General features: G+C 64.3%; 15 protein-coding genes, 1 other RNA gene and 1 pseudogene (1 of these 17 only partly in view). 6 read left to right on the forward strand and 11 right to left on the reverse strand.

Annotation, left to right across the window (positions count from 1 at the left end; all coding sequences use genetic code 11):
* The 7 genes and pseudogenes from HPY67_14270 to dusB all read right to left on the reverse strand — a co-directional run.
* Positions 1 to 484 carry the start of a tyrosine--tRNA ligase gene (locus HPY67_14270; GenBank protein NPV05882.1) on the reverse strand. Its footprint begins 800 nt before the window's first position, so the window shows 484 of its 1,284 coding nt (coding positions 1-484); it begins with the start codon at positions 482 to 484; its stop codon lies off the left edge, out of view.
* Between the two features lie 129 nt (positions 485 to 613).
* Positions 614 to 1,399 (reverse strand): TIGR00282 family metallophosphoesterase, encoded by a 786-nt coding sequence (locus tag HPY67_14275; protein NPV05883.1) that lies wholly within the window; start codon positions 1,397 to 1,399, stop codon positions 614 to 616.
* 10 nt (positions 1,400 to 1,409) lie between these two features.
* Complete coding sequence (gene rny / locus HPY67_14280) at positions 1,410 to 2,966, reverse strand: ribonuclease Y (GenBank protein ID NPV05884.1); 1,557 nt, start codon at positions 2,964 to 2,966, stop codon at positions 1,410 to 1,412.
* Positions 2,967 to 3,121: 155 nt separating this feature from the next.
* Positions 3,122 to 3,298: non-coding RNA, 6S RNA (gene ssrS, locus HPY67_14285), on the reverse strand.
* A gap of 36 nt (positions 3,299 to 3,334) precedes the next feature.
* A pseudogene (locus HPY67_14290) lies at positions 3,335 to 3,559 on the reverse strand (cell division protein ZapA).
* Between the two features lie 10 nt (positions 3,560 to 3,569).
* Positions 3,570 to 3,833 carry a cell division protein ZapB gene (zapB, locus tag HPY67_14295; GenBank protein NPV05885.1) on the reverse strand — a complete coding sequence of 88 codons (264 nt, stop codon included), beginning with the start codon at positions 3,831 to 3,833 and terminating at the stop codon, positions 3,570 to 3,572.
* A gap of 9 nt (positions 3,834 to 3,842) precedes the next feature.
* Positions 3,843 to 4,919, reverse strand: coding sequence for a tRNA dihydrouridine synthase DusB (gene dusB, locus HPY67_14300; protein ID NPV05886.1), 1,077 nt, complete (start codon positions 4,917 to 4,919; stop codon positions 3,843 to 3,845).
* A gap of 171 nt (positions 4,920 to 5,090) precedes the next feature.
* On the opposite strand from dusB, the gene HPY67_14305 reads away from it, so the two are divergent.
* Positions 5,091 to 6,452 (forward strand): phosphoglucosamine mutase, encoded by a 1,362-nt coding sequence (locus HPY67_14305; protein NPV05887.1) that lies wholly within the window; start codon positions 5,091 to 5,093, stop codon positions 6,450 to 6,452.
* A gap of 106 nt (positions 6,453 to 6,558) precedes the next feature.
* Here the strand turns inward: HPY67_14305 and HPY67_14310 are convergent, their stop codons facing one another.
* From HPY67_14310 to HPY67_14320, 3 genes are read right to left on the reverse strand one after another with little or no spacing between them, the layout of a single operon-like run.
* Entirely contained in the window at positions 6,559 to 7,332 is a 774-nt protein-coding gene (locus tag HPY67_14310; GenBank protein NPV05888.1) for an NTP transferase domain-containing protein, read from the reverse strand.
* Between the two features lie 40 nt (positions 7,333 to 7,372).
* Positions 7,373 to 8,677: an HlyC/CorC family transporter gene (locus tag HPY67_14315; protein ID NPV05889.1), complete on the reverse strand. Its 1,305-nt coding sequence runs from the start codon at positions 8,675 to 8,677 to the stop codon at positions 7,373 to 7,375.
* Positions 8,674 to 9,939 (reverse strand): HlyC/CorC family transporter, encoded by a 1,266-nt coding sequence (locus tag HPY67_14320; GenBank protein ID NPV05890.1) that lies wholly within the window; start codon positions 9,937 to 9,939, stop codon positions 8,674 to 8,676. Before HPY67_14320 ends, HPY67_14315 begins: the two co-directional genes overlap by 4 nt.
* Before the next feature lie 182 nt (positions 9,940 to 10,121).
* On the opposite strand from HPY67_14320, the gene HPY67_14325 reads away from it, so the two are divergent.
* From HPY67_14325 to purE, 5 genes are all read left to right on the forward strand, one after another.
* Positions 10,122 to 10,262: a hypothetical protein gene (locus HPY67_14325; protein NPV05891.1), complete on the forward strand. Its 141-nt coding sequence runs from the start codon at positions 10,122 to 10,124 to the stop codon at positions 10,260 to 10,262.
* Entirely contained in the window at positions 10,259 to 11,311 is a 1,053-nt protein-coding gene (locus HPY67_14330; protein ID NPV05892.1) for an IS256 family transposase, read from the forward strand. The genes HPY67_14325 and HPY67_14330 overlap by 4 nt, the downstream gene beginning before the upstream one ends.
* Positions 11,312 to 11,511: 200 nt before the next feature.
* The gene (purD, locus tag HPY67_14335; protein ID NPV05893.1) at positions 11,512 to 12,837 is read left to right on the forward strand and encodes a phosphoribosylamine--glycine ligase; all 1,326 of its coding nucleotides are present in this window, start codon (positions 11,512 to 11,514) and stop codon (positions 12,835 to 12,837) included.
* Positions 12,838 to 12,939: 102 nt separating this feature from the next.
* Positions 12,940 to 14,505, forward strand: coding sequence for a bifunctional phosphoribosylaminoimidazolecarboxamide formyltransferase/IMP cyclohydrolase (purH, locus tag HPY67_14340; GenBank protein ID NPV05894.1), 1,566 nt, complete (start codon positions 12,940 to 12,942; stop codon positions 14,503 to 14,505).
* Positions 14,506 to 14,621: 116 nt separating this feature from the next.
* Positions 14,622 to 15,128 (forward strand): 5-(carboxyamino)imidazole ribonucleotide mutase, encoded by a 507-nt coding sequence (gene purE / locus HPY67_14345; GenBank protein NPV05895.1) that lies wholly within the window; start codon positions 14,622 to 14,624, stop codon positions 15,126 to 15,128.
* 225 nt (positions 15,129 to 15,353) lie between these two features.
* Here the strand turns inward: purE and HPY67_14350 are convergent, their stop codons facing one another.
* A complete protein-coding gene (locus tag HPY67_14350) occupies positions 15,354 to 16,346 on the reverse strand; it encodes a potassium channel protein (GenBank protein NPV05896.1) in 993 nt (330 codons plus the stop codon).
* Between the last annotated feature and the right edge of the window lie 71 nt (positions 16,347 to 16,417).

A 16,417-nucleotide genomic window follows, 5' to 3' on the forward strand; every position in this document is an offset into this window, starting at 1 on the left:
TCAGACCTGTCTCGAGGCGCATCCGGTAGCTCTCGGCCGCCAGCATCCGGTTGACGCTGAAGTGACGCCCGATGTCCCGGAGGAACTCGATGTATTTGAGCGGCAGCAGCCAGTCCGCGTTGTTGACCAGCAGGGCCCTCCCCTCCCCGAAATCCAGGTATTGGGAGAGCTGCCTCTTGATGGCCTCGGCGTTTTCTTCGACCTTCTCCCTCGAGAGGACCTGGCGCATCTCGGTCTTGCCGCTGGGGTCGCCGATCATGGCCGTCCCTCCGCCGACCAGCGCGATGGGCCTATGGCCGCTTCGCTGCATGTGGGCAAGGGACATGATGGGCACGAGGCTCCCGATGTGGAGGCTCGTTGCCGTCGGGTCGAACCCGATGTAGCAGGTCACCTTCTCGCCGGCCAGGATCCGGCGGGCCTCGGCCTCGTCGGTCACCTGCTCGATGAAGCCTCTCTCCGCCAGTACATCGTAGACGCTCTTCATAAAAACAACCGCGAAGTTGAGAAGTTAGAAAGAAGGGAAGATACGAAAAAAATGGGGGTTTTTCAATCCCTTTTTTCGTTTGCGCTCATGGCTGCTGATTTCCCGGGCTTCTCAGCTTCCCCGACTGTGTTATTCCTTGATTCTCACATTCACCCGCTCGATGGACCGGGCCCTCCCGTTCTGCGGGTCCACCGCAACGACGACACCCTGGAGGCGGGTGTCGCCGCGGGCGACCTCGAAGCGGCAGGGCATCCCCGTGAGGAACCGGTCGATGATCATCGCTTTCTCGATGCCGATGACCGAGTTGTGCGGTCCCGTCATGCCCACGTCGGAGATGTAGGCCGTGCCCCCCGGAAGGATCGTCTCGTCCGCGGTCTGAACGTGTGTGTGGCTTCCCAGGACGGCGCTGGCTTCCCCGTCCAGGTACCAGCCCATGGACTGTTTCTCCGAGGTGGCCTCGGCGTGCATGTCCACAATGATGACGGGCGTCTGCCGCCGGAGGCCCTCCAGAAGGCCTTTGACCGTGCGGAAGGGACAGTCGGCGGGGTGCATGAAGACCCGTCCTGCGAGGCTCACCACCGCGACGGGATTCCCCGCGGCCGTATGCACGACGGCATGGCCGATCCCGGGGCAGGCCTCGGGATAGTTGGCGGGCCGCAGGAGGTTCGGGTACTCGTCGATGAAGCCCAGGACTTCTCTCTTGTCCCAGACGTGGTTTCCCGTGGTGAGCACGTGAATCCCGCATTCCAGGAGCTCGTCCACGGTGTCCCGCGTGATGCCGAAGCCCGCGGCGGCATTTTCGCCGTTGGCCACGACCAGATCGATGCCGCGTTCTCTCACGAGCCCCGGCAGGAGCTCCCGCACGGCGCGGCGCCCCGGCCGCCCGACAATATCCCCGATGAACAGGATCTGCATGGGACCCGTCTTATCTCGCGAAGTCCGTCACCCTCGTTTCCCGGATGACGGTCACCTTGATCTGACCCGGGTAGGTCAGTTCGGACTCGATCTTCTTGACGATGTCCTTGCAGAGGATGAGGGATTCGTCATCGGAGATCTTGTCGTTCTGCACAAGGATCCGGATTTCCCGGCCCGCCTGGATGGCGAAGCACGACTCGACGCCGTTGAAGGACTTGGCGATACCTTCGAGTTCCTGGAGCCGCTTCACGTAGGTCTCGAGCATCTCCCTGCGGGCGCCCGGGCGGGCCGCCGAGAGGGTGTCCGCCACCTGCACGAGGACGCCCAGGATGCTGTTGTTGCGGCCGTCGTCGTGATGGGTCGCGATGGCCTCGACGATGCGCTCGTGCTCCCCGAAGCGCTTGGCGTACTCGGCCCCGAGCTCGGCGTGCGTGCCCTCCAGCTTGTGGTCCACGGCCTTGCCGATGTCGTGCAGCAGCCCGGCCCGCTTCGCTTCCCGCACATCGAGCCCCAGCTCCGAGGCCATCATGCCCGTCAGGTGGGCCACCTCGATGGAGTGCTGGAGAACGTTCTGGGAGAAGCTGGAGCGGTACTTCAGCTTGCCGAGCAAGGTGATGAGCTCGGGATGGATGTCATGCGCCCCGACGTCGAAGGAGGCCCGCTCCCCCGTCTCCTGGATGATCTTGTCCACCTCGCTCTGCACCTTGCGGACCACTTCCTCGATGCGGCCCGGGTGGATCCGGCCGTCGCTGATGAGGCGCTCGAGGGAGATCTTCGCCACCTCCCTGCGCACGGGATCGAAGGCGGAGAGCACCACGGCCTCCGGCGTGTCGTCGATGATCAGATCGACCCCCGTGGCGGCCTCGATGGCGCGGATGTTGCGGCCCTCGCGGCCGATGATCCGGCCCTTCATTTCGTCCGTCGGGAGACTGACCACCGACACGGTGCTCTCGGCCACGAAATCCCCGGCGTAGCGCTGGATGGAGTAGGCGAGGATCTCCTGGGCCTTCTTGTCTGCGATGCGCTTGGCCTCCTCTTCGGCCTTTCGGATGAGGATGGCCGCCTCGCGCTTGGCCTCCGCCTCGAGGGACTGGATGAGCTGGGCCTTGGCCTCCTCGGCCGTGAGCCCGGCGATCTTTTCGAGCTTCTCCTTCTGGTCATCGATGATCCGGTTGAGGCGCTCGTGCTTCTCCTGCAGCGCGCTTTCCTTCTGCTGGAGGGCCTTCTCGCGGTTCTCGATGTTGCTCTCCTTCTGTACGAGCATGTCGATCCGCTTTTCCTGGTTCTCCTCCTTGGAGCGCAGGCGCGCCTCGAGCTTGTCGAGCTCGGCCTTGCGGTCCCGCGCCTCCCGCTCGAACTCGGCCTTCGTCTTCAGCAGGCTCTCCTTGGCCTGGAGAACCGCCTCCTTCTTGATGTTGTCGGCCTCCTTCTTGGCCTCCTCGACGATCCGGACGGCAAGATTCTCGGAGGACTGCATTTCCCGCGTGATCATCTTCCGGATCAGGTATCCGAAGGCGATACCGGCGATCAGCGATGCGATGGCGATGATGACAGGTAAAAAGTCCAAACGAGGTCACCTCCTTATCCATGATGGCAAGGGAAGACCGATGCGTGGATGTCGATCCTTCCGCTTCAGTGCCTTGGAATCCATTCAGACGGGAGTCGAGGCGGGACAAACATGAGCAATGTCGGGGGGTTATTCTTTTGGAGCGGGGCAAAAAAGAATCCCCCGCCTATGCCGTGTTAACGAATAACCTTGAACCTTGTCAACAAGGTGGGCGCCCTGTGTGTGGAGTCAGGCTTTCCTCTCGGGACCTGCACACTTCCTACCAGGGAGGGCTCCCTGTCATCAGGTGTTAGCTCAAAGGATTTTGTTAATCACGCACATCGCAGGGGAATGTTCTTCCCGTTACCTTCCCGGTCGATGAGGTGGATCAGTTCCTCCGACCGGGTTTCCAGCTGATTGCAGATCGTCTCCTGTTCGCCCCGAAGCCGAATCAGCTCATCGGCCAGATTCAGGGCGACCAGCATGACGATGTTCAGAGTCGTCAAGTTCCTTGAGGCGCGTTTGATTTCCTCCGCTTTGTTGTTGATCTGCTCCACGATCCTCAAAACATGGTCATCACTGGCATCACTCAGCACGGAGACGTTATGACCCATGATTTTGAGATCAAACCTTTTTTTCAAACAACAACCCCGATGTCTGCTCTGATGCGTTTATATCCTCCAGCAAATCCAGTAGCGTGTCCACCTTCTGTCTGACGGAATCCCTTTCCTCGTTGAGTTTGGCGATCTTGCTGTTTGCCTCCCTGACTTCTCCGCTCTTTATTTCGACTAGCTCTTCTAACTCCTTTAATCTCTTCCTCAGTGCCTGATGTTCCTCGACGAGTCCCTTTATCCTCTGCTCGAGTTCCCTGAACTTGACGAGTTCCACGATGCCGTTCTACCTCTCCTCCGTGCCTCCCGGATCCGGCCGGGAAAAAGTCGTGCTTTGATTGAAGCTTATGTTCAATTTTTCCAAAAAGTCAAGCGGCTTTTTCTCTGCCGGTTCCCTGTCCCCGAGGGTCTGGAAGTAGGCCGAAACGGCCGCGAGAACATTGTCCTTTCCGGTAATCGTCCCCGCTCCCTTCCGGAAGGCCGCGCTCCCCCTGAGCCCCCTGGTGTACCAGAACAGGTGCTTCCGGAAACTCTTTATGCCCGTGAGTTCCCCGTATCGCGCAACGGACAATTCGAGATGCTCCCCGATGACCGAGCGCTTTTCATCGAGGTTTGCAAGTTCGATGCCCTCGCCTGCCAGGTGCCTGAGCGTGTTCCGGAAGATCCAGGGGTTCCCCAGGGCCCCCCGCCCGATCATGATCCCGTCGCACCCCGTCTGCCCGAGCAGGGCCGAGGCATCCCCGGGGGTCGCGACGTCCCCGTTGCCGATGACCGGGATTTTCAAGGCCGCCTTGACCTCGGCGATCACGGACCAGTCCGACCGCCCGCCGAACCCCTGCAGGGCCGTCCGCGGGTGAACGGCAATGGCGTCGGCGCCTTCCCCCTCGGCGATCCGGGCGATCTCGAGGGCGTTTTTCTCCTTCGGCGACCAGCCTGCCCGAATCTTGACGGTCAGGGGGATCCGGACGGAGCGGCGAGCCTCCCGAACGATGAGGCGGACCCGCCCGGGGTCCCGCATCAGGGCCGCGCCGGCACCCCTGCGGATCACGGGCTTCACGGGGCAGCCCATGTTGATGTCCACGGCGTCCGCAAGCCCCCGTTCTTCGATGATCGAAGCCGCCGCGGCCAGCACGCCGGGATCGGACCCGAAGATCTGGGCGGTCAGGGGCCGGTCGCCCGGGCCGCTGCGCAGCAGGTCGAGGGTCTTCCTCTGTCCCCGCACGATCCCGTCGGCGCTGACCATCTCCGTGTAGCACAGACCGCAGCCGAAGCGCCGGACGATCGTCCGGAACGGAAGGTCCGAAATCCCCGCCAGCGGGGCCAGGATGAGGTTGTTGGGCAGATCGAGGGCTGCGATTTTCATCGGTTCACACCCTTCGGATTTCGCTTCTACCTTAGGGGGCAAGGGGCGCCATTGCAAGGAAAAAACTTCTCATCCGCCGGTGTCCGTGCTATAAACGGGCCGCTTTTTGCAAGGTTGCCGCAATGGGTTTTCACGCATGAATCCGGCGCCTTCGGGCGGAGGTTGTCCCCTATGGCAGAGACGGAAAGAACGCTGTTCGGCACCGACGGGATTCGGGGTGTCGCCAACCGTCACCCCATGACGCCGGCGCTCATGCTTCGGGCCGGCATGGCCGTTGCGAGCCTCTACCGCAACGCCGCCCGCAGGCACCGCATTCTCATCGGCCGTGACACGCGGCTCTCCGGCCCCATGATCGAGGATGCCCTCGCGGCGGGGATCTGCTCCATGGGCGTCGACGCGCTGACCGTGGGGGTGCTCCCCACGCCCGCGGTGGCCTTTCTCACCCAGGACATGAAGGCGGACGCCGCCATCATGATCTCGGCCTCCCACAATCCCTTCGAGGACAACGGGATCAAGATCTTCCAGGGCAACGGCCTCAAGCTCCCCGATGCCGCCGAGGCGCGCATCGAGGCCCTCATGGCCTCCGGCAGCCTCGGCGAGTCGGCGCCGTCCGGCGCCTCGATCGGCCGCACGAGGGAGATTGCCGGGGCCGAGGGGCGTTACGCCGTGTTCCTGAAGAACGCCTTCCCCAAGACCCTCTCGCTGGAGGGGCTCCGGGTGGTCGTCGACTGCGCACACGGCGCGGGGTACCGCATTGCCCCGCTCGTCCTCGAGGAGCTGGGTGCCGAGGTGATCCCCATCGCCAACAGCCCCGACGGAAAGAACATCAACCTCAAGTGCGGGGCCACTCACCCCGATGCCGTCGCCGCGGCGGTCCGCAGGCACAGGGCCCACGCGGGGATCGCGCTCGACGGCGACGCCGACCGCGTGATCTTTGCCGACGAGAAGGGCGGCGTCGTCGACGGCGATCACCTGATGGCGATCTGCGCGCTCGACATGAAGGCTCGGCGGCAGCTCAGGAAGAACACCGTCGTGGCCACCGTGATGAGCAACATGGGCTTCGAGATCGCCATGCAGGCGGCCGGCATCAGGCTCATCCGCACGCAGGTGGGTGACCGATACATCCTGGAGCGCATGCTGAAGAACGGGTACAACCTCGGGGGAGAGCAGTCCGGGCACCTCATCTTCCTCGATCACACGACGACGGGCGACGGGATCCTGTCGGCGCTGCAGGTCCTCGCCGTGATGAAACGGAAAGAAAAGCCCCTGTCAGAGCTGGCCGCTGTCATGACGACCCTGCCGCAGGTGCTGGTCAACGTCACCGTGGAGAAACGGAAGGATCTCGATTCGTCCCCCGCCGTCCGCAAGGCCATCGCCGATGCCGAGAGGAAGCTCGCCGGCAAGGGGCGGGTCCTGGTGCGTTTCTCGGGAACCCAGTCCCTGTGCCGCGTCATGGTCGAGGGCCCGTCGCAGAAGGAGATCACGGCCATGGCCAACGAGCTCGCGGAGCTGATCCGGAAGAACATGAAATGAGCAGGGCTCGGGCACAGGGTCCGGGGTATCGGGCAAGCAGAAACGGCGGGAACGCATCCCGCCGTTTTTGCTTGCAGGGGCCCGCGCCGCGGGCCTTTTGTTGTTATCACCGGCTGTCCTTGAGCTTCTCCTGCAGCCGCTCCTGCACGATCTTTGTGGCCCGGTCGAGGTCCTCGGGCGAATTGATGCCCATGACCTCGCCGGGGTCGGGCGCGACGACGGAGGCCGTGCGGACCCCCCTGCGGCGGGCGATGGCGAAGATGTCCGTGAAGTAGTACTCCCCCTGGGCGTTGTCGTTGCCGATCTCGCGGACCGCATCGAAGAGAAAAGGGTTCTCGGCGCAGTAGATCCCCGTGTTGATCTCGCGGATCCTCCTCTGCGCCTCCGTGGCATCGCGGTGTTCCACGATGCCCAGCACGTTGCCCCCGTCGTCCTTCACGACCCTGCCGTAGCCGGATGGGTCATCGAGGAGAGTCGTCAGAACCGTGACGGCCGCCCCGGCGGCGCGGTGGTGCTCCATCAGCCCGCTGACCGTTGCGGTCTGCAGCAGGGGCACGTCGCCGCAGAGGATCAGGATCGTTCCCCGGTAACCCTCGAACGCGCCTGCGGCCTGCAGCACGGCGTGGCCGGTGCCGAGCTGCTCGCGCTGGTAGACGAACGTGAGGCCGCGGTTGGCGTAGCGCGCCTCCACCAGCTCGGCCTGGTGGCCGATGACGACGGCGATGCGGGAGGAGCCCAATTGCTCGGCGAGGCTGAGGACGTAGTCCAGCATCGGCCTTCCGGCCACGGGGTGGAGGATTTTCACCAGGTCCGATTTCATCCGCGTGCCCTTGCCGGCCGCAAGGATCAGCGTCGCAAACGCTCTGCCTTCCGTCTTCATCCCAATCCTCTCTTGTTCGTTCTTTCCGGACGGTGCCGTCTCATGCCCCTTTCGGCTGCTCGGCCGGCCCATCCTCTTTCTTTGCAGCTGCGGTTCCCGCGGGAAGGATGATCTGCACCTGCTTGATCGACTTCACGTCGGCATCCTCGATGACATACTGGATTCCGCCTGCGTGGAACTGCTCCAGCCTGCGCGGGATCCGGCCGATCTGGTGCAGCAGGTAGCCGGCGAGCGTCTCGTACGGGCCCTCCGGCAGGCGCAGGGGGACGACCTCCTGCAGCCTCTTGATGCCGATCCGGGCGTTCACCAGGTACCGTCCGGGGGCGAGCCTGCGCACGTCCCGCTCGCGCTTGTCGTACTCATCGCGGATGTCGCCCACGATCTCCTCGAGGATATCCTCGATCGTCACGATGCCCACGGCGCCGCCGTACTCGTCGACCACCACGGCCATCGGCTCGCCGCGGCGCTGCATCTCCGGCAGGAGGTCGTCGATGGGCTTGCTGACCGGCACGAAGAGCGCCTGGCGCATCGCCGCGCGGACGGGCCGCGAGGCCGAGGCCGGCATGTCCTTGAGGACATCGAAGGCATGCACGATCCCGATCACGTTGATCACGCTGCCCTGATAGACCGGAACCCGGGAGAAGCCGGTCTCGGAGAAAAGCCGCGCCGCATCCCCGAAGGCGGCCTCCTCGCCGATGGCCGCCACGTTCGAGAGAGGGACCATGACGCGGCCGACGCTCGTTTCGGAGAAGTCGAAGATGCGGTCGACCATCTCCTTCTCCGAGCGCTTGACGTCGGTCTGAACGGCCTCCTCGTGCAGGAGGTACTTCAACCCGTCCTTGGTGATGTAGGGAAGGGAGAGCCTCCCCCTCTGACCGGCCAGCGCGTACAGGGCGCCGCGGGCGATCTTCGAGATCGCGAAGACGAAGGGCCAGAAGACCCACGAGGCCGCCCAGATGAAGGGGGCGATGAGGACGGCCTTGTTCTCGGCGCGGTGTCGGAAATAGCTCTTCGGCACGATCTCGCCGAAGATCAGGATCGAGGGGATCATGACGGCCACGGAGACCCACTCGCCCCGGGCCGGCCCGAGGATCTGCATGAAGAACGATGTGGCCAGGGCCGTGCTGGTGATGACGCAAAGGTTCGTCCCCATCAGGCACGTGGTCAGAAACCACTCCGGGTTTTCGAGCAGCCTCAGGGCGATCGCCGCCGGCCGGGACTCGGCCTCCGCCCGCTGGCGGATGCGGTGGATGTCGGCGGAGATGAGGGCGATCTCCCCGCCGGAGAACAGCCCCTCCAGGGCGATGCAGCCCAGGATCAGCGGGACCAGGAAGAACTCGCTCACGGGTATACATCCTCCTGCCGTGTCACACGGAGGCTCAGGATCCGCGTCCCCCGGATTTTCCGCACGACGAAAGTCAGCCCGTCGGCGGTGACCCGATCCCCCCGCGCGGGCAAGGCGCCGAAGAGATGCAGCACGTAGCCGCCGATGGTCCCGAAGTCCTGCGACGGGATGGCGGTGCCGGCTGCTTCGTTGAAGGCGTTGATCGAGAGGGCGCCCGAGACCGTCAGGGTTTTCTCGTCGATTCGGTGGAACGGCCTCTCGCGCGTGTCCCGCTCGTCGTAAATGTCCCCGAAGAGCTCTTCCAGGATGTCCTCCATCGTGACAAGGCCCGAGATGCCCCCGTACTCGTCCACGACGAAGGCCAGGTGCATGTTGCGCTTCTGGAAATCCCGCAGAACCTGCTCGGCGCTGCGCTCCTCGGGAACGAAGTAGGCCTTGCGCAGCAGGGGCTCCACCGATTGCGGCGATCTGCCTTCCGCCATCAGCCCCAGCAGATCCCTCGCGTAGAGGACCCCGACGATGTCATCGGGACCCGTTCCGACGATGGGGATGCGCGAGTAGCCCTGCTCGATGATTTTTTGCCGCATGGCCGCGGGGCTCTCGGATATCGACAGGCAGAACATGTCGACCCTCGGGGTCATGATGTCGCAGACGGGCGTGTCGGCCAGGTCGAAGACCCGGTGGATCAGGTCCCGCTGGCCTTCATCCAGGATCCCCTCTTGGTGCCCCGCGTCGACGAGGCTGCGAAACTCATTTTCCATGAGTGCCTCACCCTCCGTCGGCTGCCTTTCCCGCAGGGGCCCGAGGATGAACAGGGAGATCTTCTCCAGGAGCCAGACCAGCGGGAACTCCACTTTCTGCACGAGGGCCATCAGCGGCGCCACGAACGAGGAGAGCCGCATGGAGTAGGTCTTGCCGAAGATTTTCGGGGCGGCCTCGCCGAACAGGAACAGCAGCGGGCTCACGGCGGCGACGGTCAGCCACTTGCCCTGCTCGCCGTAGAGGCTGATGAACAGGGCCGTGGCCGTGGCCGACAGGATGACGTTGACGGCCTCGTTGCCCGCCAGGATGGTGACCAGCAGCCGCCGCGGCGTCTCGAGCAGCCTCTCGACGGTGGAGAAGAAGGGAAAGCGCTCTTCCCGCATCTTGTGCAGGTGAAGGGGCGTCAGGGAGAAAAGGGCGGCCTCGGAGGACGAGAAGAAACCCGACAGGAGCAGGCAGAGTCCCATCAGGACGAGTTTGAATGTGACGTAGGGGTCCAAGGGGCCGTGTACCCGGGGCTAGAAATTATTCAGCGGAATCGACGGGTTAAAGACAGCTGGAGTGTATCGGACATTCCCTGAAAAGTCAAGGATAGGGATTGCGGAGGTAGCGTATCATATCTTGTGTCAGAGACAGGAAAGGGGTACCCCCAAGATTGCGACATCCCATAAGGAGGTACCCCATGAGGACAGTTGGTTTGCCGATCAAGAGTTTGTCACAAGCGCACCGGATAATCAAGGAGATGAACCTGTCGCCGGAGTGGGATGCGGATTACCGCTCTGCGGCCCGTCAGGCCCTGGTCGGGATCTTGGAAGACCAGTGAACGACCGGCTGGACCGCTATCTCGACGAGGTGGGCCGCTCGCTGGCGGACCGGCGCAACGGCAGCTACTGCCGTCACCTGCTCACCGAGCTGGGGGATATCGAGCTGCGGGTGCCCCGGAGCCGCAAGACCAGCATGATCGGGGTGGTCCGGGCCTACGCCCGCCGCATCGGCTGCGTGGAGCGGATGATCCTGGCGTGCTTTGTCCTCGGGATCTCCACCCGCAAGATCGCCCACGCCCTGATGCCGGTTCTGGGCGAGCCCGTCAGCGCCACGACGGTGAGCCGGGTGGCCCGGAGGCTCGATGCGGCCGTGAGCGCCTTCCACAGACGGCCGCTGCGCCGAGCCTACCGGTTCCTGCTGTTCGACGGGGTGGTGCTCAAGCGCAGAACCGGAGCCGGGGCCTCCACGCGCGTCGTCCTGGTGGTCCTGGGGGTGACGGCCCAGGGCCGCAAGGAGATCATCGACTTCCGGATCGCCCACGCCGAGTCACAGAGCGCCTGGGAGGTCTTCCTCACGGATCTGTATCGACGGGGACTCACGGGCGAGGGGCTCGAGATGATCATCACCGACGGGGGCCGGGGCCTGCTGGCCGCCCTGCCCTTTGTCTATCCGCAGGTGCCCCTGCAGCGCTGCTGGGTGCATAAAACCCGCAACGTCCTCAACTACGCCCGCAAGAGCGACCAGGCCGCCATGAAGAAGGACCTGCACGCCATCAGCCATGCCGCCTCTCTGCGCGAGGCCCAAGCCGTCCTGCAGCGCTTCTGCCGCATCTGGCGCCCGCTCTATCCCAAGGCCGTCAAGAGCCTCATGAGCCACGAGGAAGAACTCCTGGCGTTCTTCCGGCTGCCCCATCCCAAGCTCTGGCCCACGATCCGGACCACCAACCTCATCGAACGCAGATTCCGCGAGGTCCGCAGGAGAACCCGCCCCATGGGCGTCTTCTCCGATCGAACCAGCATGGAGAGAATCCTCTATGCCATCTTTACCCATGAGAACCTGAAAGAAAAAACCATGACCCCTTTCCTCGTCATGACACATAACACTTGACGTTACCGATTGCGGAGGCAAGCCGGGCGGGGCGGAAGGCCCCCACAGGCCGCACGAGGCCTGTCTCCAGCGACGCGTGCGCAACCGTTTTCATTGACTTGACGGCCCGTTTCCGCTATGATGCAGCCCATCGTTTTGACTATTTCCCCTTTATATTCAATAATTTCCGCGGTCAACGGGCGACCGGGAGGAGGTGTTTCATGCCGGGTGTGCTGCTGGTCGGAAACGGGGCCCGGGAGCATGCCATCGCCGAGGCGATCATGCGCTCCCGCCATGACCCGAAACTCTTTTCCTACATGAAGACAAACAACCCCGGGATCGCCGCCCTGTCCGCGAAGTTCCTCGTCGGGCCCTACGAGGACCTGCCGGCTCTCATGGCCTTCGCCAAGGCCAACGGCTGCGAGTTCGCCGTCGTCGGGCCCGAAGACCCCCTGAATCTCGGGGCCGTCGACGCGCTCCTCGCCGCCGGGATTCCCGCCGTGGGCCCCAAGAAAGGGCTTTCGCGTCTCGAGACATCGAAGTCCTTCACGCGGGACCTGCTGCGGAAATACGGCATCCCCGGCAACCCCCGCTACGAGACGTTCACGTCCATTGCCGGGATCGAGTCGTTCCTGAAAGACCTCCCGGGCATCGTCGTGAAGCCCGACGGGCTGACCGGCGGCAAGGGCGTGAAGGTCCAGGGCGATCACTTCCAGACGAGGGAAGAGGCCTTCGAGTACTGCAAGGAGGTCCTTCGGGAGCACCCCGCCGTGGTGATCGAGGAAAAGCTCGAGGGCGAGGAGTTCTCCCTGCAGTGCATCACCGACGGGAAGACCGTCGTGGCCACCCCACCCGTGCAGGACCACAAGCGGCGCTTCGTCGGCGACAGGGGCCCCAACACGGGCGGCATGGGCTCCTACTCCGACGCCGACCACAGTCTGCCGTTCATGCGGCCCGAGGACGCGGCAGAGGGGCTTGCCATCACGCAAAGGGTGGCCGAGGCCATCCACAGGGAGACGGGCGACTACTACAAGGGCATCATGTACGGCGGCTTCATGATCACCCGCGACGGCGTGCGGCTCGTGGAATACAATGCCCGATTCGGGGACCCCGAGGCGATGAACATCCTGCCGCTTCTGAAGACCGACTTCGTCGAGATCTGCCGGGCCGTCGTGAGCGGCACGCTCGACCGTCTCGCCGTCGAGTTCGAGAGAAAGGCCACCGTGTGCAAGTACATCGTGCCGAAGGGCTACGGCCTGCCCAAGGACCACCCCGACGCAAAGTCGACGTCGGCGAAGATCGACGTGGGCGACGTGGGCGACGCGAGGCTCTACTACGCATCGGTCGACAAGCGGGTCGACGGGCTCTACATGACCTCCTCGAGGGCCATCGGCGTCGTCGGCATCGCCGAGAGCCTCGACGAGGCCGAAAGGATCGCCGAGAGCGCCATCTCGGCCGTGAAGGGCCCCGTCGATCACCGGCCCGACATCGGCACGAGGGCGCTCATCCAGAGACGCATCGACCACATGAAGAACATACGGGGGTGATTGGAATATTCCTGAATACGGGGCAAAGACATTGTCCGCGCCCCATGATTCCACCATTCCACCACCCCATCATTCCATGATTCAGAAGCAGAGGAGCAGCGAATGGGCAACAAGATCAAGAGGGCGTTGATCAGCGTCACCGACAAGACGGGCATCGTGGAGTTTGCAAAGGGGCTGAAGGCCTTCGGCGTCGAGATCCTCTCGACGGGGGGCACGGCGGCCCAGCTCAAGGCGGCGGGCATCGACGTCACCGACGTCTCGGCGTACACGGGGTTCCCCGAGATGATGGACGGAAGGCTCAAGACCCTGCACCCGAAGGTCCACGGGGGATTGCTGGCCCTTCGCGACCACCGGGAGCACATGCAGTCGGCCAAGGAGCATGGCATCGAGATGATCGACATGGTCGTCGTCAACCTCTACCGCTTCGAGGACACCGTGGCCAAGCCGGGCTGCACGCTCGATGAGGCCATCGAGAACATCGACATCGGCGGCCCGACGATGGTCCGCTCGGCGGCAAAGAACTACCGCTTCGTCAGCATCGTCACGGACCCCGCGGACTACCCGATGATCCTCGACGAGATGAAGCGCACGGGCGGCGAGGTCTCCGAAACGACCAACTTCGCCCTCTCCACCAAGGCCTTCCAGCTCACGGCGCGCTACGACGCCGCCATCTCCAACTGGCTGGGCACCATCGTGCCGGGAGACGGCAGGAAGGACTTCCCCGATGTCTACACGCTGCAGTTCCGGAAGGCGCAGGACCTGCGCTACGGCGAGAACCCCCACCAGAAGGCCGTCTTCTACCGGGAAGAGGCCCCCCTGGCGGCCGGCATCGCCGGCGGCAGGCAGCTGCAGGGCAAGGAGCTCTCGTACAACAACATCATGGACAGCGATGCCGCCTGGCAGATGGCCTGCGACTTCGAGCTGCCGACGGCCGTCATCATGAAGCACGCCAACCCCTGCGGGGCCGCCACGTCCGCGGGCGACATCTGCGAGGCCTACCGGAAGGCCCTCGAGACGGACCCCGTCTCGGCCTTCGGCGGCATCGTGGCCGTCAACCGGCCCGTCGACCGGAAGGCCGCCGAGGAGATCGCCAAGCTCTTCCTCGAGGTCGTGATCGCCCCGAAGTTCGAGCCCGAGGCCCTGGAGGTGCTCGCGTCGAAGAAGAACCTGCGCCTCATCGAGGTGGACCCCGCCTGCGCCGCCGGGAAGGCCGGGTATGACTTCCGGCGAGTCGTCGGCGGGCTCCTCGTCCAGGAGCGCGACGCCGACGCCACGGACATCCGGAAGGCAAAGGTCGTGACGAAGCGCGCGCCGACCGAGGAGGAGTACCAGGCCCTGGACTTCGCCTGGAGGGTCGTCAAGCACGTGAAGTCCAACGCCATCGTGCTCACCACGAAGGACAGGCTCGTGGGCGTGGGCGCAGGCCAGATGAGCCGCGTCGACTCGGTCAAGATCGCCATCATGAAGGCCACGGCCCCCACGCAGGGGACCGTGATGGGCTCCGACGCCTTCTTCCCCTTCCGGGACGTCGTCGACACGGCGGCGAAGGCCGGCGTGACGGCCATCGTCCAGCCCGGCGGTTCGATCCGCGACGAGGAGTCGATCCAGGCGGCCGACGAGCACGGGATTGCGATGGTGTTCACCGGCGTCAGGCATTTCAAACATTAAAAAGCAGGCGAAAGGCTGATGGCATAAGGCATAAGGTGAAGAACGATGCTCACCGCCGCTGCCCTTTGCCTCTAGCCTTCAGCCCTTTGCCCCAAGCCATCGAGCGGAGCGAGCGTATGAAAAAGAAAGGTGACGTGCTGGTCAGCGTCCTGATGGGAAGCGATTCGGACCTTTCCGTCATGAAGGATGCCCTGGAGACGCTCAAGAAGTTCGGCATCCCCTATGAACTCTACCTCACCTCGGCCCACCGCACGCCGGATCGAACGAAGGAGTTCGCACAGAAGGCGGAAGGCCGGGGCGTGAAGGTCCTGATCGTGGGCGCCGGCGCGGCCGCCCACCTGGCCGGGGTCGTCGCCTCGCTGACCCGGCTTCCCGTCATCGGCGTGCCCATCGACTCGACCTCCCTGGGGGGCCTCGACGCGCTTCTCTCCACCGTACAGATGCCCGGAGGGATCCCGGTGGCAACCATGGCCATCGGCAAGGCCGGGGCGCGCAACGCCGCGCTCATGGCGGCGAGGATTCTCGCCCTGAACGACGAGGCGCTGCGGGGGAAGCTGCAGCAGCACACCGAGCAGATGGCCCGCGAGGTGGAGGAGAAGCACAGGAAGCTGGAGTGTCTGTGAGACGCGAAGAAGGGCACGGGGCTCAAGGCAAGGGAAGAGACTGCTCGGCGGGCGGTGAAGGATCGGCACCCGGATCACCGGCCGCCCCGTCGCCGGTGAAATGCCGGTGAGCCCGGAGGACCGCCGACGGCCGCGCGCTCGAGTCGCAGGCGCGCCGGCGTGCGCTTCGGCGGCGGATGCGCTCACGTCCCCTCGAGGGGACATGACGGGGTGATCCCCCGATTCTCATGCGAGACACTCTTTCGACAACCTCGAGACGTTGTCCTCTTCCCCGAGGGCGATCAGCTTGTCGCCCCTCTCGATCGTGTAGCCCGCCGCAGGGTTGAAGATCATCTTGCCCGAGTCCTTCTTCACCGCGACGATGATGAGCCCGTAGCGATGCCGGATCCCCGACTCCTCGAGGGTCTTGCCGATCAGGGTGGACCGGTCGCCGATGGCCAGTTCGTCCATGCGCAGCTCCAGGCTCTGCCTGCGCGTGGTGATCTCGATGAAATCCAGCATGGCGGGCCGCAGGATGGCCATGGCCATCCGGTTGCCGCCCAGCGTGTACGGTGAGATCACCCGATCGGCGCCGGCCCGAAGCAGCCGGCGCTCCGAGGCCTCCTCCTCGGAGCGCGCGAGAACCCAGATGTCGGGGTTCAGCTCCTTGGCCGTGAGGATCACGTAGAGATTCTGGGCATCGGTGGGCAGCACGCACACGATCCCCTTGGCCCGCCGGATCCCCGCCCCGATGAGGGATTTGTCGTGGGTGGCGTCGCCCTGAAAGTAAGGGAACCCTTCCTCCTGAAGCCTCTGGATCACCCCGGGCCGGTTGTCCACGACGACGAAGGGCACCTTCTCCGCGGCCAGTTCCCGGGCGATGAGCGTACCGATGCGGCCGCACCCGCAGACGATGTAATGGTTGCTCATCTTTTCGATGGTCTTTTCCATCCTGCCCCTCCCCAAGAGATTCATCAGGCGGCCTTCGACCATGGTCTGGGCCACGAGGCCGACCGTGTAGAGCATGGTGCCGACGCCGATGGCCACGAGCGCCACGGTGAAGACCTTGCCGGCGCGGCTCTGCGGCGCGAAGTCCCCGTAGCCGACGGTGGTGAGGGTCATGACCGTCATGTAGGCGGACTCGAGCCAGTCCCATCCCTCGATGGCGTGAAAACCGGCCGTTCCGATTGCGACAAGGACCCCGATGAAGATGAGGGCGATCTTGAGATTGGTGGGCATCCTGTCCGTTCCCCCCTTCGCCTGCCGTCTATTTATCAGACAATTCAGCGGATTTAAACCCTTTTTCCGCC

Source organism: Syntrophaceae bacterium, assembly GCA_013177795.1.
Taxonomy (GTDB): Bacteria; Desulfobacterota; Syntrophia; order Syntrophales; family UBA2192; genus UBA2192.

What these genes read in the sequence shown, in the direction of transcription:
- HPY67_14275 (NPV05883.1), bottom strand. Translation starts at nt 1,399, where the DNA reads ATGCAGATCCTGTTCATCGGGGATATTGTCGGGCGGCCGGGGCGCCGC.
- dusB (NPV05886.1), bottom strand. Translation starts at nt 4,919, where the DNA reads ATGAAAATCGCAGCCCTCGATCTGCCCAACAACCTCATCCTGGCCCCG.
- HPY67_14305 (NPV05887.1), top strand. Translation starts at nt 5,091, where the DNA reads ATGGCAGAGACGGAAAGAACGCTGTTCGGCACCGACGGGATTCGGGGT.
- HPY67_14310 (NPV05888.1), bottom strand. Translation starts at nt 7,332, where the DNA reads ATGAAGACGGAAGGCAGAGCGTTTGCGACGCTGATCCTTGCGGCCGGC.
- HPY67_14325 (NPV05891.1), top strand. Translation starts at nt 10,122, where the DNA reads ATGAGGACAGTTGGTTTGCCGATCAAGAGTTTGTCACAAGCGCACCGG.
- purD (NPV05893.1), top strand. Translation starts at nt 11,512, where the DNA reads ATGCCGGGTGTGCTGCTGGTCGGAAACGGGGCCCGGGAGCATGCCATC.
- purH (NPV05894.1), top strand. Translation starts at nt 12,940, where the DNA reads ATGGGCAACAAGATCAAGAGGGCGTTGATCAGCGTCACCGACAAGACG.
- purE (NPV05895.1), top strand. Translation starts at nt 14,622, where the DNA reads ATGAAAAAGAAAGGTGACGTGCTGGTCAGCGTCCTGATGGGAAGCGAT.
- HPY67_14350 (NPV05896.1), bottom strand. Translation starts at nt 16,346, where the DNA reads ATGCCCACCAATCTCAAGATCGCCCTCATCTTCATCGGGGTCCTTGTC.